26 protein-coding genes are annotated in these 17025 nt (G+C 48.4%); 14 read left to right on the top strand and 12 right to left on the bottom strand.

What is annotated here, in order from left to right; genetic code table 11:
* Positions 1-7: 7 nt before the first annotated feature.
* Positions 8-220 carry a hypothetical protein gene (locus FO440_RS14990; protein ID WP_144249075.1) on the top strand — a complete coding sequence of 71 codons (213 nt, stop codon included), beginning with the start codon at positions 8-10 and terminating at the stop codon, positions 218-220.
* Here FO440_RS14990 and FO440_RS14995 read toward each other — a convergent pair.
* The 4 genes from FO440_RS14995 to FO440_RS15010 all read right to left on the bottom strand — a co-directional run bounded on the left by FO440_RS14995 (position 217) and on the right by FO440_RS15010 (position 2517).
* Positions 217-1080 carry a DMT family transporter gene (locus tag FO440_RS14995; RefSeq protein WP_144249076.1) on the bottom strand — a complete coding sequence of 288 codons (864 nt, stop codon included), beginning with the start codon at positions 1078-1080 and terminating at the stop codon, positions 217-219. The genes FO440_RS14990 and FO440_RS14995 overlap by 4 nt on opposite strands.
* 92 nt (positions 1081-1172) lie before the next feature.
* Positions 1173-1856, bottom strand: a complete 684-nt coding sequence (locus tag FO440_RS15000; RefSeq protein ID WP_144249077.1) for a hypothetical protein — start codon at positions 1854-1856, stop codon at positions 1173-1175.
* A 13-nt stretch (positions 1857-1869) separates the two neighbouring features.
* Positions 1870-2070, bottom strand: a complete 201-nt coding sequence (locus FO440_RS15005) for a hypothetical protein (RefSeq protein ID WP_144249078.1) — start codon at positions 2068-2070, stop codon at positions 1870-1872.
* A gap of 105 nt (positions 2071-2175) precedes the next feature.
* The gene (locus FO440_RS15010; RefSeq protein ID WP_144249079.1) at positions 2176-2517 is read right to left on the bottom strand and encodes a nuclear transport factor 2 family protein; all 342 of its coding nucleotides are present in this window, start codon (positions 2515-2517) and stop codon (positions 2176-2178) included.
* Positions 2518-2610: 93 nt separating this feature from the next.
* On the opposite strand from FO440_RS15010, the gene FO440_RS15015 reads away from it, so the two are divergent.
* Genes FO440_RS15015 through FO440_RS15025 form a run of 3 tightly spaced genes read left to right on the top strand, consistent with a single transcriptional unit; the run spans position 2611 to position 4443 of the window.
* Positions 2611-2832 carry a DUF3072 domain-containing protein gene (locus FO440_RS15015; protein ID WP_144249080.1) on the top strand — a complete coding sequence of 74 codons (222 nt, stop codon included), beginning with the start codon at positions 2611-2613 and terminating at the stop codon, positions 2830-2832.
* Between the two features lie 43 nt (positions 2833-2875).
* Positions 2876-4180: an amidohydrolase family protein gene (locus FO440_RS15020; RefSeq protein ID WP_144249081.1), complete on the top strand. Its 1305-nt coding sequence runs from the start codon at positions 2876-2878 to the stop codon at positions 4178-4180.
* Positions 4181-4191: 11 nt separating this feature from the next.
* Positions 4192-4443 carry a hypothetical protein gene (locus FO440_RS15025; RefSeq protein ID WP_144249082.1) on the top strand — a complete coding sequence of 84 codons (252 nt, stop codon included), beginning with the start codon at positions 4192-4194 and terminating at the stop codon, positions 4441-4443.
* Here the strand turns inward: FO440_RS15025 and FO440_RS15030 are convergent.
* A complete protein-coding gene (locus FO440_RS15030; RefSeq protein ID WP_144249083.1) occupies positions 4440-4673 on the bottom strand; it encodes a DUF4287 domain-containing protein in 234 nt (77 codons plus the stop codon). The two genes, FO440_RS15025 and FO440_RS15030, sit on opposite strands and share 4 nt — an antisense overlap.
* A gap of 83 nt (positions 4674-4756) precedes the next feature.
* Here FO440_RS15030 and FO440_RS15035 point away from each other — a divergent pair, with 83 nt between their 5' ends.
* Entirely contained in the window at positions 4757-5335 is a 579-nt protein-coding gene (locus FO440_RS15035) for a Crp/Fnr family transcriptional regulator (protein ID WP_144249084.1), read from the top strand.
* Between the two features lie 39 nt (positions 5336-5374).
* Here FO440_RS15035 and FO440_RS15040 read toward each other — a convergent pair whose 3' ends face one another.
* From FO440_RS15040 to FO440_RS15050, 3 genes are all read right to left on the bottom strand, one after another.
* Complete coding sequence (locus tag FO440_RS15040; protein ID WP_144249085.1) at positions 5375-6121, bottom strand: SDR family NAD(P)-dependent oxidoreductase; 747 nt, start codon at positions 6119-6121, stop codon at positions 5375-5377.
* A gap of 102 nt (positions 6122-6223) precedes the next feature.
* Positions 6224-6739 carry a peptide-methionine (S)-S-oxide reductase gene (locus tag FO440_RS15045; RefSeq protein ID WP_246104228.1) on the bottom strand — a complete coding sequence of 172 codons (516 nt, stop codon included), beginning with the start codon at positions 6737-6739 and terminating at the stop codon, positions 6224-6226.
* Between the two features lie 55 nt (positions 6740-6794).
* Entirely contained in the window at positions 6795-7322 is a 528-nt protein-coding gene (locus tag FO440_RS15050) for a YciE/YciF ferroxidase family protein (protein WP_144249086.1), read from the bottom strand.
* A 194-nt stretch (positions 7323-7516) separates the two neighbouring features.
* Between FO440_RS15050 and FO440_RS15055 the strand changes: the two genes are divergently transcribed.
* On the top strand, positions 7517-8467 hold the full coding sequence (locus FO440_RS15055) for an amidohydrolase family protein (protein ID WP_144249087.1): 951 nt from the start codon (positions 7517-7519) through the stop codon (positions 8465-8467).
* Between the two features lie 11 nt (positions 8468-8478).
* Positions 8479-9306 carry an STAS/SEC14 domain-containing protein gene (locus tag FO440_RS24885; RefSeq protein ID WP_246104229.1) on the top strand — a complete coding sequence of 276 codons (828 nt, stop codon included), beginning with the start codon at positions 8479-8481 and terminating at the stop codon, positions 9304-9306.
* Positions 9307-9334: 28 nt separating this feature from the next.
* Here the strand turns inward: FO440_RS24885 and FO440_RS15070 are convergent, their stop codons facing one another.
* The 3 genes from FO440_RS15070 to FO440_RS15080 are packed head-to-tail and all read right to left on the bottom strand — an operon-like array spanning position 9335 to position 10743.
* The gene (locus tag FO440_RS15070; protein WP_144249088.1) at positions 9335-9472 is read right to left on the bottom strand and encodes a DUF2256 domain-containing protein; all 138 of its coding nucleotides are present in this window, start codon (positions 9470-9472) and stop codon (positions 9335-9337) included.
* Positions 9459-9977, bottom strand: coding sequence for a DUF4385 domain-containing protein (locus FO440_RS15075; protein ID WP_246104230.1), 519 nt, complete (start codon positions 9975-9977; stop codon positions 9459-9461). The genes FO440_RS15070 and FO440_RS15075 overlap by 14 nt, the downstream gene beginning before the upstream one ends.
* Entirely contained in the window at positions 9970-10743 is a 774-nt protein-coding gene (locus FO440_RS15080) for a DNA-formamidopyrimidine glycosylase family protein (protein ID WP_144249089.1), read from the bottom strand. Before FO440_RS15080 ends, FO440_RS15075 begins: the two co-directional genes overlap by 8 nt.
* 352 nt (positions 10744-11095) lie before the next feature.
* Between FO440_RS15080 and FO440_RS15085 the strand changes: the two genes are divergently transcribed.
* The 4 genes from FO440_RS15085 (at position 11096) to FO440_RS15100 (ending at position 12524) form a co-directional block, all read left to right on the top strand.
* A complete protein-coding gene (locus FO440_RS15085) occupies positions 11096-11455 on the top strand; it encodes a response regulator transcription factor (protein WP_246104231.1) in 360 nt (119 codons plus the stop codon).
* An 85-nt stretch (positions 11456-11540) separates the two neighbouring features.
* Positions 11541-11915: a response regulator gene (locus FO440_RS15090; RefSeq protein WP_144249090.1), complete on the top strand. Its 375-nt coding sequence runs from the start codon at positions 11541-11543 to the stop codon at positions 11913-11915.
* A 4-nt stretch (positions 11916-11919) separates the two neighbouring features.
* Positions 11920-12204, top strand: coding sequence for a hypothetical protein (locus FO440_RS15095; RefSeq protein WP_144249091.1), 285 nt, complete (start codon positions 11920-11922; stop codon positions 12202-12204).
* Positions 12204-12524: a DUF4174 domain-containing protein gene (locus tag FO440_RS15100; RefSeq protein WP_144249092.1), complete on the top strand. Its 321-nt coding sequence runs from the start codon at positions 12204-12206 to the stop codon at positions 12522-12524. The genes FO440_RS15095 and FO440_RS15100 overlap by 1 nt, the downstream gene beginning before the upstream one ends.
* A gap of 330 nt (positions 12525-12854) precedes the next feature.
* Here FO440_RS15100 and FO440_RS15105 read toward each other — a convergent pair whose 3' ends face one another.
* Positions 12855-13418, bottom strand: coding sequence for a hypothetical protein (locus FO440_RS15105; protein WP_144249093.1), 564 nt, complete (start codon positions 13416-13418; stop codon positions 12855-12857).
* A gap of 130 nt (positions 13419-13548) precedes the next feature.
* Between FO440_RS15105 and FO440_RS15110 the strand changes: the two genes are divergently transcribed.
* From FO440_RS15110 to FO440_RS15125, 3 genes are all read left to right on the top strand, one after another.
* Entirely contained in the window at positions 13549-14784 is a 1236-nt protein-coding gene (locus FO440_RS15110) for an FG-GAP repeat domain-containing protein (protein WP_144249094.1), read from the top strand.
* 625 nt (positions 14785-15409) lie between these two features.
* Positions 15410-15586 (top strand): histone H1, encoded by a 177-nt coding sequence (locus FO440_RS15120; RefSeq protein WP_144249095.1) that lies wholly within the window; start codon positions 15410-15412, stop codon positions 15584-15586.
* A 49-nt stretch (positions 15587-15635) separates the two neighbouring features.
* Positions 15636-16946: a PQQ-dependent sugar dehydrogenase gene (locus FO440_RS15125; RefSeq protein ID WP_144249096.1), complete on the top strand. Its 1311-nt coding sequence runs from the start codon at positions 15636-15638 to the stop codon at positions 16944-16946.
* Positions 16947-17025: the final 79 nt, after the last annotated feature.

Here is a 17025-nt window from a genome sequence, read left to right on the forward strand (position 1 = left end):
ATAAATTATGATTACCCTTTATCAAAAACTGTTTATTAATAAAATCACTTACTGGACCGCATTTTTTTCTACGGTAACGGGCCTGTTCTATTACACCTTCCACACGACCTTTTTCGCGGTCGTCTTTTTCGCCCTTTCGTTCAGTACCTGGTTAACCTGTATTTTAAGTGCCTTAAAGTACCAGGAAAATAAGCGGGCCGGTTCCGGGTCACCGCATTAATAAAAACTTAATGCAATAATTCCGCTTAAGATCAATACGGCCGCTAATAACCTCCTTTTACTGTTTTCTTCGCCAAGTACCCGGCTACCCATGAACACACCCATTAAAATACTCGTTTCCCTGGCAGGCGCCACAACGGTTAGCGGCGAATATTTTAACGCGATCAAAACCAGGATGTAAGCGACAGGGCTTAAAACACCTACACCGATAATTTGCCATTTATGCGCCCGGAGTTCCCGCTTTAGTTCCATGCTTTGCCGCCATACAAACGGAGCGAGCAGGAAGGTACTGAAGAGATTGGTGAAAAGTGTAAGCGTTAACGGCGCAAGGGCATAGGTTTTTACAGCGACGGCATCGTTTAAAGTATACATGGCAATAAATATGCCCGTGAGCACACCGTAGATGACGCCCTGCGTAACCCGGGTGTCTTTTTCCTTTTTAAAACGTATCCCTGTGATGATCAGTACGCCTGTGATGATCAGCAATAAACCAACCGTAGCACTTAATTTGAATTTTTCGTGCAAGAAAAGGATAGCCGCAACAGATGAAAACAAGGGTCCCGATCCACGGGCGAGCGGATAAACGACCGACAGATCCGCGCTCCTGTAGCCCTTTTGCAGCACCATAAAATAAGCGATATGCAAGAGGGCACTGCTCAAAGAAAACCATAGCAGCAGCTCCCATTTAACCGTAATAAGCTGATCGGTTTGAAAAAGTAAAAAAGGCAAAAAAAGTAAACTGCCGGCCGCGTACTGGAGCCAGATAAATGCCGTCTTCCCGCCCGCTTTTTTAGCCAGCAAATTCCACAGCGCGTGCAGAAAAGCAGCACTCAGCACCAGCAACAGTATATGCAGACTCAATACTTTAAGAAATTAACTCCTGAACCGCTAAAGTTAATGATTAACCAAAGAAAACAGCGCTAAGTCTACTTCGCGAAGTCTTATCTTTCCACTTATTTATAATTATAAGTATAGCTTTTGGTAATACTTGATGCCGGCGGGCCGATATAGCTCACCTTTACCGTAACGGTGGCCGGGTAACCCTGGTCATTGTAGGTATAAGTAAAGTCATCCTGTTCCGTAGTTTCAAGGTCACCTTTATTATAGTCTAATTGCTTGTAGACGATCTGTGTCGGGTTATTCTTGCAGAAGGCCAGCGCATAATCTGATATGAACATTTGAGGATACGAGAAAACAGGATAACCTTTTACCGAAGAAAACGGCGAAGGATGATTATCAAGCCCGGTAACGGTCATGCTGGCAACCACTTTCCCTGCCTGCGCACCCGATAAATTTGTAAAGGAGATCGTTTTAAAGTTGTTATTGGCATCGTAGGTAAAATCGATGTTTTCACCTCCCGCGTCAGAGGTAAATAGCTTCGTGATGAGATCTTTACTACCCTCAAAGGCCCATAGTTTACCGGGGTTAGTGGTAGAGGTACCCGCTAAATTATCTTTGGCGTACGTGCTGATGGACCTTTGCGCGGGCAGATCGGTATAAATATCTACGGGGGCATTAGAAGGGCCGGAGTAGGCGTAAGTGGTAACAAAGTCGAATTCGGCGCTGAAAGTGCTGACGGCCACGGTATGGGCGGTAACCGCGACCTGGTATTCACCGGCTGAACCGAAACCTGTCATGTTGTTATCGTTATCATAAGTGTTTGTAGGTGATCGGCGTCCCGCCGGTTTGCACGAAGGTCGATGTCACAGGATATTGCGTGGTTGTCGTGCCGGTTTGTGTTGTCGTACCGGTATTCGTTTTGGATGGCGAGGTGCCGGATTTTCCGCAGCCACTGAAAACTGCTGTAATAATGATCATCAAAATGGTGAAGTAGGGGCGTTTCATTTTCATATGAATATTGGTTTATAATTTCGGGCAAATTGGGTAAAACACGGCAAACCGGCTTTCGAATTTGTTGCAGATCCTTTCGAATTTGTTGCAGGGACGCCCGGCCGGTCATTCGATATCCATTTGTTGCAGCAGACCGTCTTTGATCGTATATGCATGCCTGACCATGCCATCAAATAAAACAGTACCCTCCAGATCTTTGACCAATTGGTGCACCTCCACTTCCACCTTGCCATCCGCATGTTCCGTAATCTTTATTGGCTGAACTACCGGGTTGATCTCGCCCCATTGTCTTGTCCAGTAATCCCGGACCGCGTCATGCCCGGTCACATAGCCGCCCTCGAAGGCTTTCGGCCAATTCACATCCGGCGCCATTACCGTAAAAACGGCATCAATATCCCGGTCATTAAAACCAGAGTAAGCTATTTGAATTAATGCTGCTGTTGTCATAACGATATGTGCATGTTAACCACCAAATATCACCATTTTGCAGAAACATTATTTGATTTGCGGCGTTACTAAATAAATTAGTATTCAGAAATTATGAAAAACGATCCAAATAATAACAAAGGTTCCAATACCATCAAAGACCCGGAAGACTGGACAACCGGCAATGAACCGATGACCGGCGCGCAACGTTCCTACCTGACCACCTTGTCGGCTGAAGCAGGCGAGGCGTTCAATGAAGAACTAACCAAAGCGGAAGCATCGGAACGCATCGAAGAATTACAGCAAAAGACTGGTCGCGGTTTGGAAAACCAATAAGAAACGTAAATTAGCCGCTGAAGGTCATAAAAGGCCGGGGCACATGAAAAACGCTTGCATCTTATGCTACCTGATGTTGTTGACCGGCCTGCATGTTGCCGGCCAAAAAAAGCCTGGCCTGCTCGCGCTGACCGATGTCAGCATTATAGATGCAAATCACCGGCAAGCGCTCGGGCATCAAACCGTGCTGATCAGGAACGGCAGGATCCGGTCGATCTTTACAACCGGCAGCGAAAATTTACCGGACTCCGCCACGATCATTTCAATTAAAGGAAAATTTCTTTTGCCCGGGCTGATCGACAGCCATGTGCATCTGGCTACCGACCCTTCGGGTGTAGATAACAGGGCGCATACCACTGGTGTACTCAAACGTATGTTACAAAGCGGCGTGACTACAGTCAGGGATATGGCCGGCGATGCAAGGGTACTGGCAGGTCTTTCGCGTGAGGCGGAGCTTGACGAGATCCCTTCACCGGATATCTTTTACTCCGCGCTGATGGCAGGACCCGGATTCTTTTCGGATCCCAGGACGGCCACTTCGACTCAAGGCGGTGTAAACGGCGATATGCCGTACATGCAGGCGGTCAGCGATACGACAGATCTTGTCCGTTCGGTAGCGCGTGCTAAAGGGAGCGGTGCCTCAGGTATTAAATTGTACGCCGACCTTTCGGCTCCCCTGGTTGCCCAAATTGTTGCTGAAGCTCGCAGGCAGCACCTGAACGTTTGGGGGCATGCCTGGCTGCAACAAGCCAGGCCATCTGATTTGGTTAATGCCGGCGTGGGCTCCATATCGCATGCCCCGCTGCTGGTAAGGGAAGTCATACCTGAAATTCCCGCAAACTGGAAGACCCACGCGCACGATGCCGGATTTTGGGACAAGGCCACGCCCGACCTCAGCCCTTTTTTTCGCTTAATGGTCGCCAGAGATTGCATTCTTGACGCTACTTTACTGACCTATAAAAAATGGGCTGAATCCGATACGGCCGCCCGCTGGGATTACGAAGTAGGTAAAAGGATCACCGCGCAAGCTTACAGAGCAGGGGTGCGCATCTGTGCAGGGACCGATGACGACCAGGAACAATTTGTACCATCTGAAATGCGCCTGCTGGTGACAGATGCCGGTTTTCTTCCAATAGACGCGATCACTGCGGCTACCAGGAACAGCGCGATGGCTTTGGGCATAGAAAAGGACCGGGGAACGATCGAGGCCGGAAAAGTGGCTGATTTTTTAATACTTGATCAGGACCCGCTTAGCAATATAGCAAATATCGGGTCGGTATTCATGGTGCTTAAAAATGGGAGGGTGGTACAAAAGAAAGGGGCGTCGGTAACAATATATGTTAAATAAATTAGATCACAATGAAAGCTAAACTATTTTCCTATAAAGTGGAGGGCATCGTGCTGGAAGAGCAGGATAGACATTTAAAGCTGAGCCCGGAGTTCGACCGTAAGCAAGTTCTGGCGCCGCTCAAAGAACGCTTTGAAGCGGAGAATTATAAAATTGACGAAGCATCCTTAAGCTTTAAGCTGGTGGATGATCAGTTATATATTCAAGGTTTGGCAAAAGAAAATGACGAGCCGAAAACAGTTGGCTTCCGTTTCGGCAATTAATAATCGTTAATGCCTTCTTTCAGGACATGATAAACGGCCATACCATGCCCGCGCCCCAGGCTATAATCGTCTTTAAGCCAGTCAAAAACCTGCATCGCCTTGATCTCCGGTTTAAGCTGGTTATCATTCATCCAGCCTTTGGCATCCGCCGCTTTCCTGAAATCCGCGGTTGTCAGGCCAGTCTTTTTTTTGATCGTCGCGAAATACGCCGCTAAGTTGATGGTATTCATATTTAAGTTCATGAATTGCCGAACTAAGATAAGGAATTTAATAATCCGATCATTTTAAATAGATTTGGTGAACAGGAGCGGACATGTTTGAAGCATTCGAGAAATATTTAAGAGATAACGCACATTTAAGCATCGAAGAAATTAATGCTGTCCGGGCCGTTAGTACCGAAAGGAAAATCAAAAAAAGGCAATACCTGTTGCATGAAGGCGGTGTTTGTCACTACAATTGCTTTATTGTAAAAGGCTGTCTCCGTCTTTATGCTGTAGGGGACGACGGTTCAGAACATATCCTCAGGTTTGCGGCAGAGAACTGGTGGATGAGCGACCGCGAAAGTTATAACAGCGGTAATCCGTCCAAATATAATATCGATGCACTGGAAGATTGCCAGGTTATCCTGATCGATAAGCCTGATTTCACCCGCTTGCTGGAAGCCATCCCAAATTTGAAGAAGTTTATTGAAGGCCTCCTGGCCAGGAGTTATGATGCCATACAAAACCGGGTTATGGGCGTTATCAGTTACACGGCAGAGGAAAGGTATCAAAACTTTATTACGCGGTTCCCCAATATCTTTTACCGGGTCCCCCTGCATATGATCGCTTCCTATTTGGGGGTTTCAAGAGAAACTCTGAGCCGGATCAGGAGCCAGTCCGTTCATAAATAAAAGGGGTAAGGCAAATCCTGCCTTACCCAGCGGTTACTATCAGATGTTGCTGATACCACCATCCACGACCAGGTCAGCGCCCGTTACGTAGGAACTTTCGTCTGAGGCGAGAAATACCGCGGCGTTAGCCTGTTCCTCTGGTGTGCCAAGTCTTAATAAAGGTACATAGTCCGCATAGTGCTTGTGCAGCGCCGCGAGTTCTTCTGGCGAACTGGCTTGTCCTTCCATAATGGCGGTCGGCACCGGACCAGGGCTTAAAAGATTCGCGCGGATGCCGCTATCCTTAAACTCTGCCGCCCAGGTGCGGACAAAGGACCTTAACGCTGCTTTCGCGCCCGCGTAGGTCGAATGATTGGCCAGCCCCATATAATGCATCGCTGAGGCTACCAGGATGATCGAACCGCCGCCTTCCATGAGCGGCAACATCTTTTGTGCCAGGAACAACGGGCCTTTGGCCATCAGGTCGAATGTACGGTCATAATGTTCCTCGGTGATCTCGCGGAGCGGAACCTGCTCGGTAAAACCGGCATTTGATACCACGATATCTACTTTGCCTTTTGCCTGCCGGATAACTTCGGCTACGCGGTCCAGGTCCCGGAGATCCGCCGCGTCCGCCCGGATAGCGGTGACGTTACTGCCAATCAGTTTGACCGCTTCGTCCAGGGCGTCCTGTCTTCTGCCAAAAATAAATACATATGCGCCTTCTTTAACAAATCTTTGCGCGATCGCCAGTCCGATCCCTGCGGTTCCACCGCTGATGACTGCTATTTTGTTTTGTAATTTCATCGTATCAAGAATTTTTTATACGACAAATCTCCCGCGAAACGGGCAAAATCGCCAAGGGCATATGACGCAAAATCAGCGTGACATTTATCACGAAGATCGTATTTACAATGCAACTAAATGAGAAAGGTGTTCGGGTGCGATGTCCTTAGCAAACTTGGCCAGCAATGTTTTCAGTTTGGGATTGACGATGTTCTGGCAAAAGGGTTTTGAAGGGTCCTTGTAATAGTAATCCAAATAGTTCTCCTCGTTAAGTTTGAACGTTTGAAAGGGCAGGGCCCTGGTGATAATCGTATCTGTAAAGTCCTTTTGTAAATTCTGGATAGCCTGAACAGCTTCCTGCGCCTGCGCATCATCAAAAGTGTAAACTGCCGACCGGTATTTGCTGCGCATCTCATGCGCTGATGTACAGCTATGGGTATGCAAATGAACAGTGATGAGGGTTTGTAAACTGATCGTATCCGGGTCAAAATTTACGATCACGGCTTCCGACGGCACAGCGTTTTCACCATCAGATGAGATCCAGCCCTGTTCGACGGCCGTAACGCCCCTGAGTGAGCGGAAGATCGCTTCCGTGCACCAATGACAAGAACCGCCGAAACCTATTTTTTTCAATGTCAAACCGGCAAAAAGGGCCAACCATGGGTTAGCCCTTTTAAAAGTATCAAATTAAAATTTATTCTGCAACCGCTTCCGCGTTTACAACGCTTTCGGCAATACCGGTCAGCGCTTCGTCGGTGGCTTTTTCGTTATCCAGCGTTTTTTGCAAAAGCGCCGCTACGTCGTCATGGCCCATTGCCGCAGCCAGGGTGCGTAAGCCGCCATAGGTCGCGATCTCGTAATGCTCCACTTTTTGCGCGCCCAGGATCAGCCCGCAATCGCGGATCATGGTGCCTTTTTCGGTTTCTTCAATGATACCGCTGGCTTCTTCCAGGATCCCCGCCATCGCGTCACATTTCTTAGCAACCGCTTTTTCGCCTAACAATTCAAAGACTTTTTCCAAAGTTTCGATATGCGTCTCGGTCTCGCCGGTGTGTTTGTCAAAGGCCGCTGCAAGTTCCGGGCTGGTCGCCGCCTTTTTCATTTTTGGCAAAGCTTTTACCAGGTGCTTTTCCGCCCAGTAAATGTCTTTCAATTCGTCTACAAAGAATTCATGGAACTCCTGTGGCTCCATCTTTCCGTTTTTTGATGTTGTCTTTTTCATAATAGATGTTCGTGTTAAATTGTATAAAGACAACCTGCCAGTAATAGATATGTTTTAACTTTCGGGAAATATTTTATACAACTAATTAAATCGTTTATTTTGAATTATCTCACCTATTTCTAAACAAAAAAAATTACTTCAAGTTAAACAGGGTATAGGTTTTTGAATAAACGCAATGCTTAAATAAAGACACCATGCGTACCATCACTTTAGAAGAACATTTCGCCACTCCGCTGTTTATCAGCGGACCGGGGCAGGACATCAGCAGACAACCGGAGATTGCCGAAAAATTGCTGGAACTGGGTGAAAAGCGTATTGCTGAGATGGACAGCGCAGGCATCGACCTGCAGGTATTGTCCATTAACGCACCCGGGGTGGAACAGAGCAATGCTGCCGATGCCGTTATACTCGCCAAAGAAAGTAATGACCGCCTGGCGCTGGCTTTTACTACTTACCCGGATCGTTTCGCAGGCCTTGCGAGTATACCTGTCGTTAACCCAAGGGCCGCAGTGTTTGAACTGGAGCGCGCGGTCGGTTCACTTGGATTCAAGGGCGCGGTTATTAACGGTCATGTGAACGGGCGCTACCTGGACGACTCTTATTTCCGGCCCATTTTTGAGGCGGCAGAAAAATCAGGCGTGCCGGTTTACCTTCACCCGACCAAACCGCCCGAAGCTGTCAGCAAAACCTATTACAGCGGTTTTTCCGCGCAGGTCGACGACCTGTTCTCCCGCGCGGGTTATGGCTGGCATATTGAAACGGGGGTGCATGTGCTCCGGCTGATCTTAGGTGGCGTATTTGACCGTTATCCTGAGCTGCAGCTGATCATCGGGCACCTGGGCGAATCGCTGCCCTATATGCGGGAGCGCATGGATAAAGTGCTGACACCTGAACAAACGGGGTTAAAACAGAAGGTGAGCTATTACCTGAAAAACAATCTGTATTATACGATCAGCGGGTTCAATTATACCGCACCGTTCGCGTTGCTAATGTCGGAAGTTGGCCCGGAACGCATTATGTTTTCAGCCGATTACCCTTACGCGCCGATGGACGCAGCCAGGAAATTTCTCGATAACTTACCGGTCAGCGATGCGGACCGTCACCTGATCGCGCATGGCAACGCGGAAAAATTACTTCAGCTTTAATTGATATTACGATGTTAACGAAAATAGATCAGCTCCCTTCCCACGTATTGGGCATCCGTGCGGGCTACAAAGTGACTAAGGCAGATATGCAGCAGGTCCTGCTGCCGGCACTGGATGAACTGGCGGAGCGCAGCGACCGGCTCAACTATTTGCTGGTGCTGGGCACCGGGGTACAAAATTTTACCGCTGAAGCATGGTGGCAGGATATGATCGCGGGGCTCCGGCATTTTACGGACTGGAACCGGATCGCGGTGGTGACCGGTCAAAAACCGGCGGAGTGGTTTACGGATCTGTTTGAACTCGCTGTACCGGGCAAGTCGAAAGGCTTTAGTTTGGCGCAATTGGATGAAGCGGTCAGCTGGGTCAGCCAGGTTGAAGTGCCAAAGAAAGTCAATTTTAAAAAGAGCGCGCGTATCGCTCTGGGTGCCGGCCTCGTTTTTGCCGGGATCAGCCACCTCACCTTTGCCCGCAAAGATTTTCGCGCCCAGGTGCCCGACTGGGTGCCGCTGGAAAAAGACGATATCGTGGTTTACTCGGGTCTAGCCGAGATCGCCCTGGGAAGCGCCATCCTCCTTACGCCGGAGAAACAGGCAGACAGGGTGGGGAAGATTGCCGCCGTGTTTTTTACAGCAGTGTTTCCGGGTAACCTCGCACAATACAAAAATCACCGCAGCGCCTTCGGTATGGACACCGATCAGAAAAGACTGGCCCGTTTATTCTTTCAGCCCGTGCTGATCGCCTGGGCTTTGGCGAGTACCGCTAAATCAAAGGAAACGCCTGTTCGTGCCGCCAGGATAAGTCCGGAGATCCAGCGCAAGGGCAGGCAACGGATGAAATAACAGCAAATGAGCATCCGTAAAGTTAATATCAACGGTGCTTCCGGCATTTGTCTGAACAGTGTTTGACCTCGTCCCAAACCTTTTCCCATTTCTTGCGCCAGCTGAAAGGTTTACCGCAGGTGGCACAGACCTTTTCCGGCAGGTGCTCTTTTTTAACCCCTTTCATCTTTCCATTGTTTCTTTAGCCTTGCATATTGTTCGTTGGCTTCAGCGGCTTTCCATCGTTCGTAAAAAATACCGGCAGACGCTGCTTTTCCGGCTTCGCCGGTACCACGTTCCAGCTGGCGGTAGTTGTCAGTTTCGTCATATTTTTTGCCACCCTTGTAATTCGCATAGCGCCGGGAGCGGGTATAACCCATCTGCAAATATTTGCGCGCCATATCGGCACCGACGAAATCACCGGCTTTGAGATAGGACTCAAACAGCTGAAAGATCTGTTCGCTGCTTTCTTTTGCGATCTGCGGGGTCCTGAAACGCCAGTGCGGGCCGATCTCGCTTTTATAAGGCTCGCAGACCAGGACCCCTTGCTCTCCTTTGCCTACACGGTAAAGTTCGGGCTGCCTGCGGTAATCAATATCCGGCGTCCAGGCATAATTGTCGCTGTCAAAGTTTAAATAACTTGGCTGCTTAACTTTTGCGGTAGTCATGTCCTTGGGTTTGATCTTATTCATACAGCTCCTGGCCAGCCGTATAATACGTTTTTCGTTTGGCTATCTCGGTGACCAGGATCGGTTCCCCTTTTGGTGTCAGCTTATGTTTCGGTAAATGTACCTTTAAAAAGTCCCGTTCCTTTTCTGTGATCGTATCCGGGAAATTTTTGCGGATATGTGCCTCGGCATCGGTCAAGACCTGGCTGATTGCTTTGCCCAGGTCCCGGATCTTCTGTTCAGGGATTTTTGCAGCTATTGATAAAGGGGAGATCTTGGCCTCGTAAAGGATCTCATCAACATAGGCATTGCCGATCCCCTGGATCACTTTGCCTTCCTGCAGCACCGTTTTGATCGGCTTGCCTGCTTTTTTAAGCACCGGATACAAATAGCCCTCGGGCAAATCCAGCGCGTCAGGCACATCCGGTACTTCGGGATCGAGGGTCAGGATCACCGCTTTTTGCCAGTCCGTGATGGCAAGGCCGGTATCATCGGAAAACAACAGCTCGGCGATCGTGAATTTGTTTTCATTATTGCCGGTGTACCAATGCATTGATCCGTACAACATCAGCTGAACACTCAGGACATGCGCATCGCCAAAAACAAAATACAATTGTTTGCCCACGCGCTTGATCGCCGTGAGTTCTTTTCCTTCCAGCGCCGATCTAAAAGCGGCTTCCGGTAATTTAAGCCTTCGGTCAATCAATATGCGGATACTGCTTAGTGTCTTTCCGGCCAGGCGTTTGGCCAGGTTGGTGCAGAACACATTCAAATCAGGTATTTCAGGCATGATGCAATTTATTTTCTATAGTTAACAGCATACCGCGCTGATAGTTTCCGGTTCACCCGGAATCGAATAATTATTTGACTTGAAAGTTGTATAGGCAAATGGGCCGGAATAACCGGATCCGGGATGCAAACAGCAAAAAGCTCTGATAGAAAGGCTTGATCAAAGTGTTGCGTTGATCGGGTGGGAAGGCCGCGAATGTACTGATTAGTAAACATTTGAAACATTTTCCGGAGGGATCTTTAAAAGGATAGGCACGGGGCACGATAATTTGAGCGTGGCTTAAGTTTTTATTGACCGTATGGACGCTTTATTCCGATCGTGGCTTGGGAATTGTGTTTACTGGTTTATGAATATGAAAAAAGTACTTGTGGTGGATGATGACCGGGATATCCGCGAGATCATGATGATGATACTGGAGGATGAGGGATACGTGGTCTCGGGTTTGGATAACGGCAGTGCTGTAATAGCGACGGTGCGGGAAACCAGGCCGGACGTACTTTTGCTGGATGTGCAGCTGGGTGACCGGGACGGGCGTGATATCTGCCGTGAATTAAAAGACACCCCTAACACGCATGATATACCGATCATCATGGTTTCGGCGACGCATGGCTGGTCCGCTTTGCGGGACAAGAATTGCCATGCGAATGATTTTTTGGCAAAGCCCTTTGATGTAGCGGAACTGCTTTCGCATGTGAAGCGCTTCGCTGCCTGATCCGGATTCCTTCAAGACGTTGCTTTTGTTTTTCAGATAAGATATAATTCCGAAAAAATTTTATCTTTACTCAAAAGTGTAGGTATTGAAAAAGAGTGTGCTGATCGTTGAGAATGACCATGATATCCGGACGATCGTGGAATTGATTTTGCTGGAGCAGGGTTTCCAAACCTTGAGTATGCCCGAGCCGGACGACCTGGCTGAAATCGTGGTTTTCCGGCCTGACCTGATCTTGCTGGATGAATTTATCAATAATAAACCAGGGCATCGCTTGTGCCGGAAAATTAAGCAGGTTCCCGATTTAGCCGGGGTGCCTGTGATCATTTTGTCTACGGCAAATGATATTGAGCTGATCGCTAAGGAATGCGATGCGAATGATTATATCCGAAAGCCTTTCGACCTGGAAGATATGGTGGAGAAAGTACTGCGTTTTCTGGACCATCAATCTTTGGCTTTATAGCTCCGTGCTGAGTCGCAGCCCGCGCTTTACCAAACGGATATCGTTTTATGGAACGGTTATTGGTCTGCATATAAAAAGCAAGATCATGGCAAATAACGAAAATGGAGCTAAGACAGACCGCAAAGGAAAACCTTCCGGGAACGGTCGTGAAAACGAAACACTGGACGAGGCGATCAACGAATCGGCTGAGATGGATGCGCTGGATACGGAAAACACAGCGGTCAAACATCATAACCGCCACCTGCACAAAGGTGAGGACATCAAAACTTTTAAGGATACCGAAGAATAATGAAAATGCTGTTGGTGGTTTTGATCAGTTTATTGTTTCAGCGCCCCGCACGTGTGCTAGATATTTATGCCCTGAACCGCAACGACCCGGATTATGTTAATCAAATGCGCCGGCTCGGTTCAGATCCAAAAGGTTTGAAGGAACGCGATATCACCATTAAAACATATTTTCACCATCCTGGTTTCAGGATCACACTGACCGGAAAAGATGGCGGTCAAAAGTACAGCAGCGACAAGATTCTTGAACTTTCCAAATTATATGCGCTGATCGATGCGATGCCGATGCGCCGCGAAGAAATGGCCAAAAGAAAATTGCAGTAACGGTACACGATCCGCTTTATTAACACATTGCATTTTTAAATAGGTGGTTCAGGGTAACCTTTGCCCTGTAAGGCAGCAATGCTGACCAGATCGAAGGAGACCCCGAAAGAACGGTGCCTGCAGGCGATTGATCTATGAACCTGCGAATGTCAATATCGTGAAATTTGACAATGCTTCGGCGACCGAACCTTTGATTTTTATTGCCACTTATTTGCTCAACGGTGACCAGGAGCTGATCAAAATGTTTTTATAAAGGGACAATTTGCGCTTTTGAAAGCATAACAGGCCAGGTAAAGCCATCCGGGCGCAGCGCGGCGTCAGCTTTTAATTTCATTTTAAGTCCGGAAAAAACGGCATATAGGTTTCTCTCGCGTTCTTGCCGGTTTCGTGAACAGTTATGCCCGTAATAATGGCCTTGTCATCCGTATCAAAAGCAATTCCTTTTAAAGTATCGTCATAAAGAACCCGTCCCGCGCCTTTATCCGTAAAGCGTGCGATTTCTTTAAGGTTGGACGACTTTTCCAGGGCAGCTAAAGGTTTCCCGACATGAATGCTGTCCATTAATAAAAAGCGGGTATCAGTGATCCTGATCTGCTTGACACGCTTTACCGCGTCATCGCCCTGCCCGCGGGACAGGAAGATTTGGGTTACAGCGCCTTTCGGGGAATGGCCGGCGTACCAGGTAAACGCACTTTTTCCCATAGCAGAATCACCGCTGTCAGGCTTTCCCATTACCTTTAGCAGATTTTGATCTGTTTCATTGATCGTAACCTGGCCGATACTTTTACCCGGTTTGATCAGTTCGGTAGTTGATACCACTTGACCCGGCTTTGGTTTACAAGCAGATAAGCAAACGGCCAGTGTGAGTAACGTTAAGAGATTTGATGTTTTCATGATCTTTACAGAGCAAGTAAAGGGCCAATTACTATATCCGGGTTTCAAAGCTTCAGCGGCTGACCGGATTACAACAACAAGTAAAACAGGATAGCTGTCCATTTGATTTATCTGTTATCTTTACGGGTACATGAAATATCGCGCCAAAATAATCGCCTTATTTGCTTTTGCCACGCTATTTATAACGGGGTTTAAGCAGGCAAAACCACCGCTTTTTAAACATCATTATATTGACCTTACCCTGCCCATGAGCAAAGAAGGTATAGGCGACTACGGGCTTACCGCGCTGGTTGACATTGACCATGATGGTAAACTTGATTTTATATTAGGCGGGCGCAACCCATTACCCAGTCGCCTTTATTGGTATCAATATGTTGATGCCGACCATTGGATAAGGCATGACGTTGGCAACGATTATTTATCGGATGTTGGTTTGGCTGCGCTTGACGTGGACGGCGATGGCTGGACCGACCTGGTATGCAGCGGTGTTTGGTACCGCAATACCGGCAAGCCCAGGACAGAACGATTTGAACGCATTGTATTTGACGACCACGCCGCCGGCGCACACGATATTTTGATCAAAGATATTAATGGCGATGGCAAACCTGATGTGGTAATGATGGGCGATAAAAATTCGGCATTAGGGGGCATCTATTGGTATGATATCTCTGCTGACCCACGTGATCATTGGGTGAAGCATTTTATAGGTCCAGGTATTCATGGAGCCATATCTCCGGCGGGTGTCGCTGATATAAACGGCGATGGATTTGCTGATGTAATTCGTGCCGATACCTGGTTTGAAAATAAGGACGGTAAAGGCATTGACTGGATAGCGCACCCGAACATCCCGATGGGACGCGAAGGCAAATTTGGCTTTTGTGTACGCACCGATGTAGCGGATATGGACGGCAACGGCAAAAACGTGGTTGTAATGTGCGATGCAGATATGGACAACTCAAAAATGACTATCCTGCGCAACCCTGATGGTAAAGGCGAAAGCTGGACCAAGCAGGAGTTGCCGCAAAGTTTTGCTTACGGCTCTTTACATGCGCTTGGCGTAGCCGATTTTAACGGCGATAAACGATTAGATATTGTTTCTGTTGAGCAGGAAGAACTACTGCCAAACGGGCGCCAAAACCCGCGTTGGGTACTTTGGACCAACAATGGCAATGGTAACTATACCGAGAATATCATCCTTGATGAAAAGCTGGGCGGGCATGAGTTACAGGTAGGCGATGTTGACGGTGACGGGGATATCGATATCTGCTCGAAAAACTGGGGTGCTGATCTTAAGAATGGCGCGGGCGGAAAGATCCATGTGGATTACCTCGAAAATTTAAGCAGCAAAAAGAAGATAAAAAAATAGGGGATTGTAGCAATAGCTTAAAATGATAATAAGCGGTAAGAAAAAACAAAACCGCCGCCAGGCACATCCGAAGCAATAGTTGCCGTGTTCTTTGGTATTCTGACACAATAAAGCTAAAGTTTGGCTTGAAAGTTGTATAGACAAAAACCTATGTCAAACTTTAATCCTCCAAAATGAATATCGAAAATCCATGCCCGCATTGTTCTTTTGCCGCACTTGAAGGAAGACCGGCAAATTCATTCACGAAAAAACTATTTTTTTGGCTGCCGATCGAAAAACTGGCCTGTCCCCATTGTTCATCCACCTTTTACCTGCGGAGAAAAAATAAATTCGCTTCCGCATAGATTTAAGGCATACCCGCACCACCGGAAGCGCCGTAAATCTGTCCCGTCGCGTAACTGGCATCTTCTGCAGCCAGCTGTACATAGATCGAGGCTAATTCCACGGGCTGACCCGGACGGCCCATCGGCGTCCGGCCGCCAAACTATTTCAATTTTTCCATGCCTGCACGGCTGCTAAAGCGAAAAGCTGTGGCCGTAAACCGACATTCCGTTCTAAAGGTTCGCCATTCCAAAGAAAACTTAGCTGCCGGAAACTCCGTACAAATAGCGCAATAAATTTAGTAATGGAAAAATTTGAAAAAGTAAAAGCAATTATCGCTTCCCTGGAAACCGATGTGTTAAAATTCTACGAAAAAGGTAATGCCGCGGCGGGAACGCGCGTCCGGATCGGGATGCAGCGCCTGAAATCCGCCGCGTTTGAGCTCAGAAGGGATATCACCGAAAAGAAAAAAGAAGGCTAACGACCTAAAACAATCCGTGGCGCTGCATCTTTTAATATAAAGACAAAAGATGAAGTCCATGATCCTGATTGCCGGCTCGGGTATGTTGCTCCTGTCCGCCTGCGCACAAAAAAAGCCTGATCCGAAAAAAGCGGATCAGCTTGCTTCCGGCGCGGGCCGGGAAGTTAATTTGCCCGCACCTTATCAAACCAAATCTGTAAAAAATTATTGTGACGTTATCGGCTGGGAAAAAGGGGAGCTGCCGGTAGCCCCGGCAGGTTTCACGGTCAGCCTGTTTGCCGATAGCCTGGATAACCCCCGGAATATTTATGTGGCGCCCAACGGCGATGTTTTCGTGGCCGAAGCCAACACGGAAGTGAAAGGCATCAAAAAGCTTGGGGCGGACATCCTCGGTGTGAGTAAATCACAGGACCTGGGCAAGAGCGCGAACAAAGTCTTATTATTCAGGGATGCCGACCATGACGGCAGACCCGAGCTCCGGACCGTTTTCCTCAGCGGCCTGCACCAGCCCTACGGTTTACTGATCCTTGGGAATTGTTTTTATGTGGCCAATACGGACGGGCTCTGGCAATATCCTTACCGGGACGGGCAGGCGCGCATGGATAAGCCCGGCAGGAAAATTTTAGACCTGCCGGCCGGCGGTTACAATAACCACTGGACAAGGAACCTCCGCGCAAGTGCCGATGGCTCCCGGATCTTTGTGGATGTCGGTTCGGGCAGCAATGATGCCGAACATGGTATGGCAAATGAAAAACGACGCGCGGACATCCTCAGCATCAAACCCGACGGAAGTGACGAACAGGTCTATGCTTCGGGTTTACGGAACCCGGCGGGCATTGATCTTCAACCGGGTACCGGGATCCTTTGGGCCGCGGTGAATGAAAGGGACGGGCTGGGTGATGACCTGGTTCCCGATTACCTGACCAGCGTCAGGCAGGGCGGCTTCTACGGCTGGCCGTTCGCTTATTTCGGCCCGCATGAAGATCCGAACAACAAAGGAAAAGCGCCGGATATGGTGAAGAAAACGATCGTGCCCGACCTGTCGCTGGGCGCGCACACGGCCTCGCTGGGACTGGCATTCTATAATGGCAAGAGTTTTCCTGCCCATTACCGGAACGGGGCTTTTATCGGGCAGCACGGCTCCTGGAACCGTTCCGAACTGGCGGGTTATAAAGTCGTTTTTGTTCCCTTCGCGCAAAATAAACCCGGTAAGATGGAAGATTTTCTGACCGGCTTTATAAAGGATAAAGCCGCCAAAAAGGTGCATGGCAGGCCGGTAGCGGTAGCCGTGGCGCCGGACGGAAGTTTACTGGTAGCTGACGATGCGGGCAATAAGATCTGGCGGGTCAGCGCGAACTAAGCGTCAATAACACGCTGGAAATAAGTATCGGTGAACCAATCGGTTAAAAATGAAGCTTTGTTCACCGTACTTCTTTCAA

This window comes from Mucilaginibacter corticis, assembly GCF_007558865.1.
GTDB classification, from domain to species: domain Bacteria; phylum Bacteroidota; class Bacteroidia; order Sphingobacteriales; family Sphingobacteriaceae; genus Mucilaginibacter; species Mucilaginibacter corticis.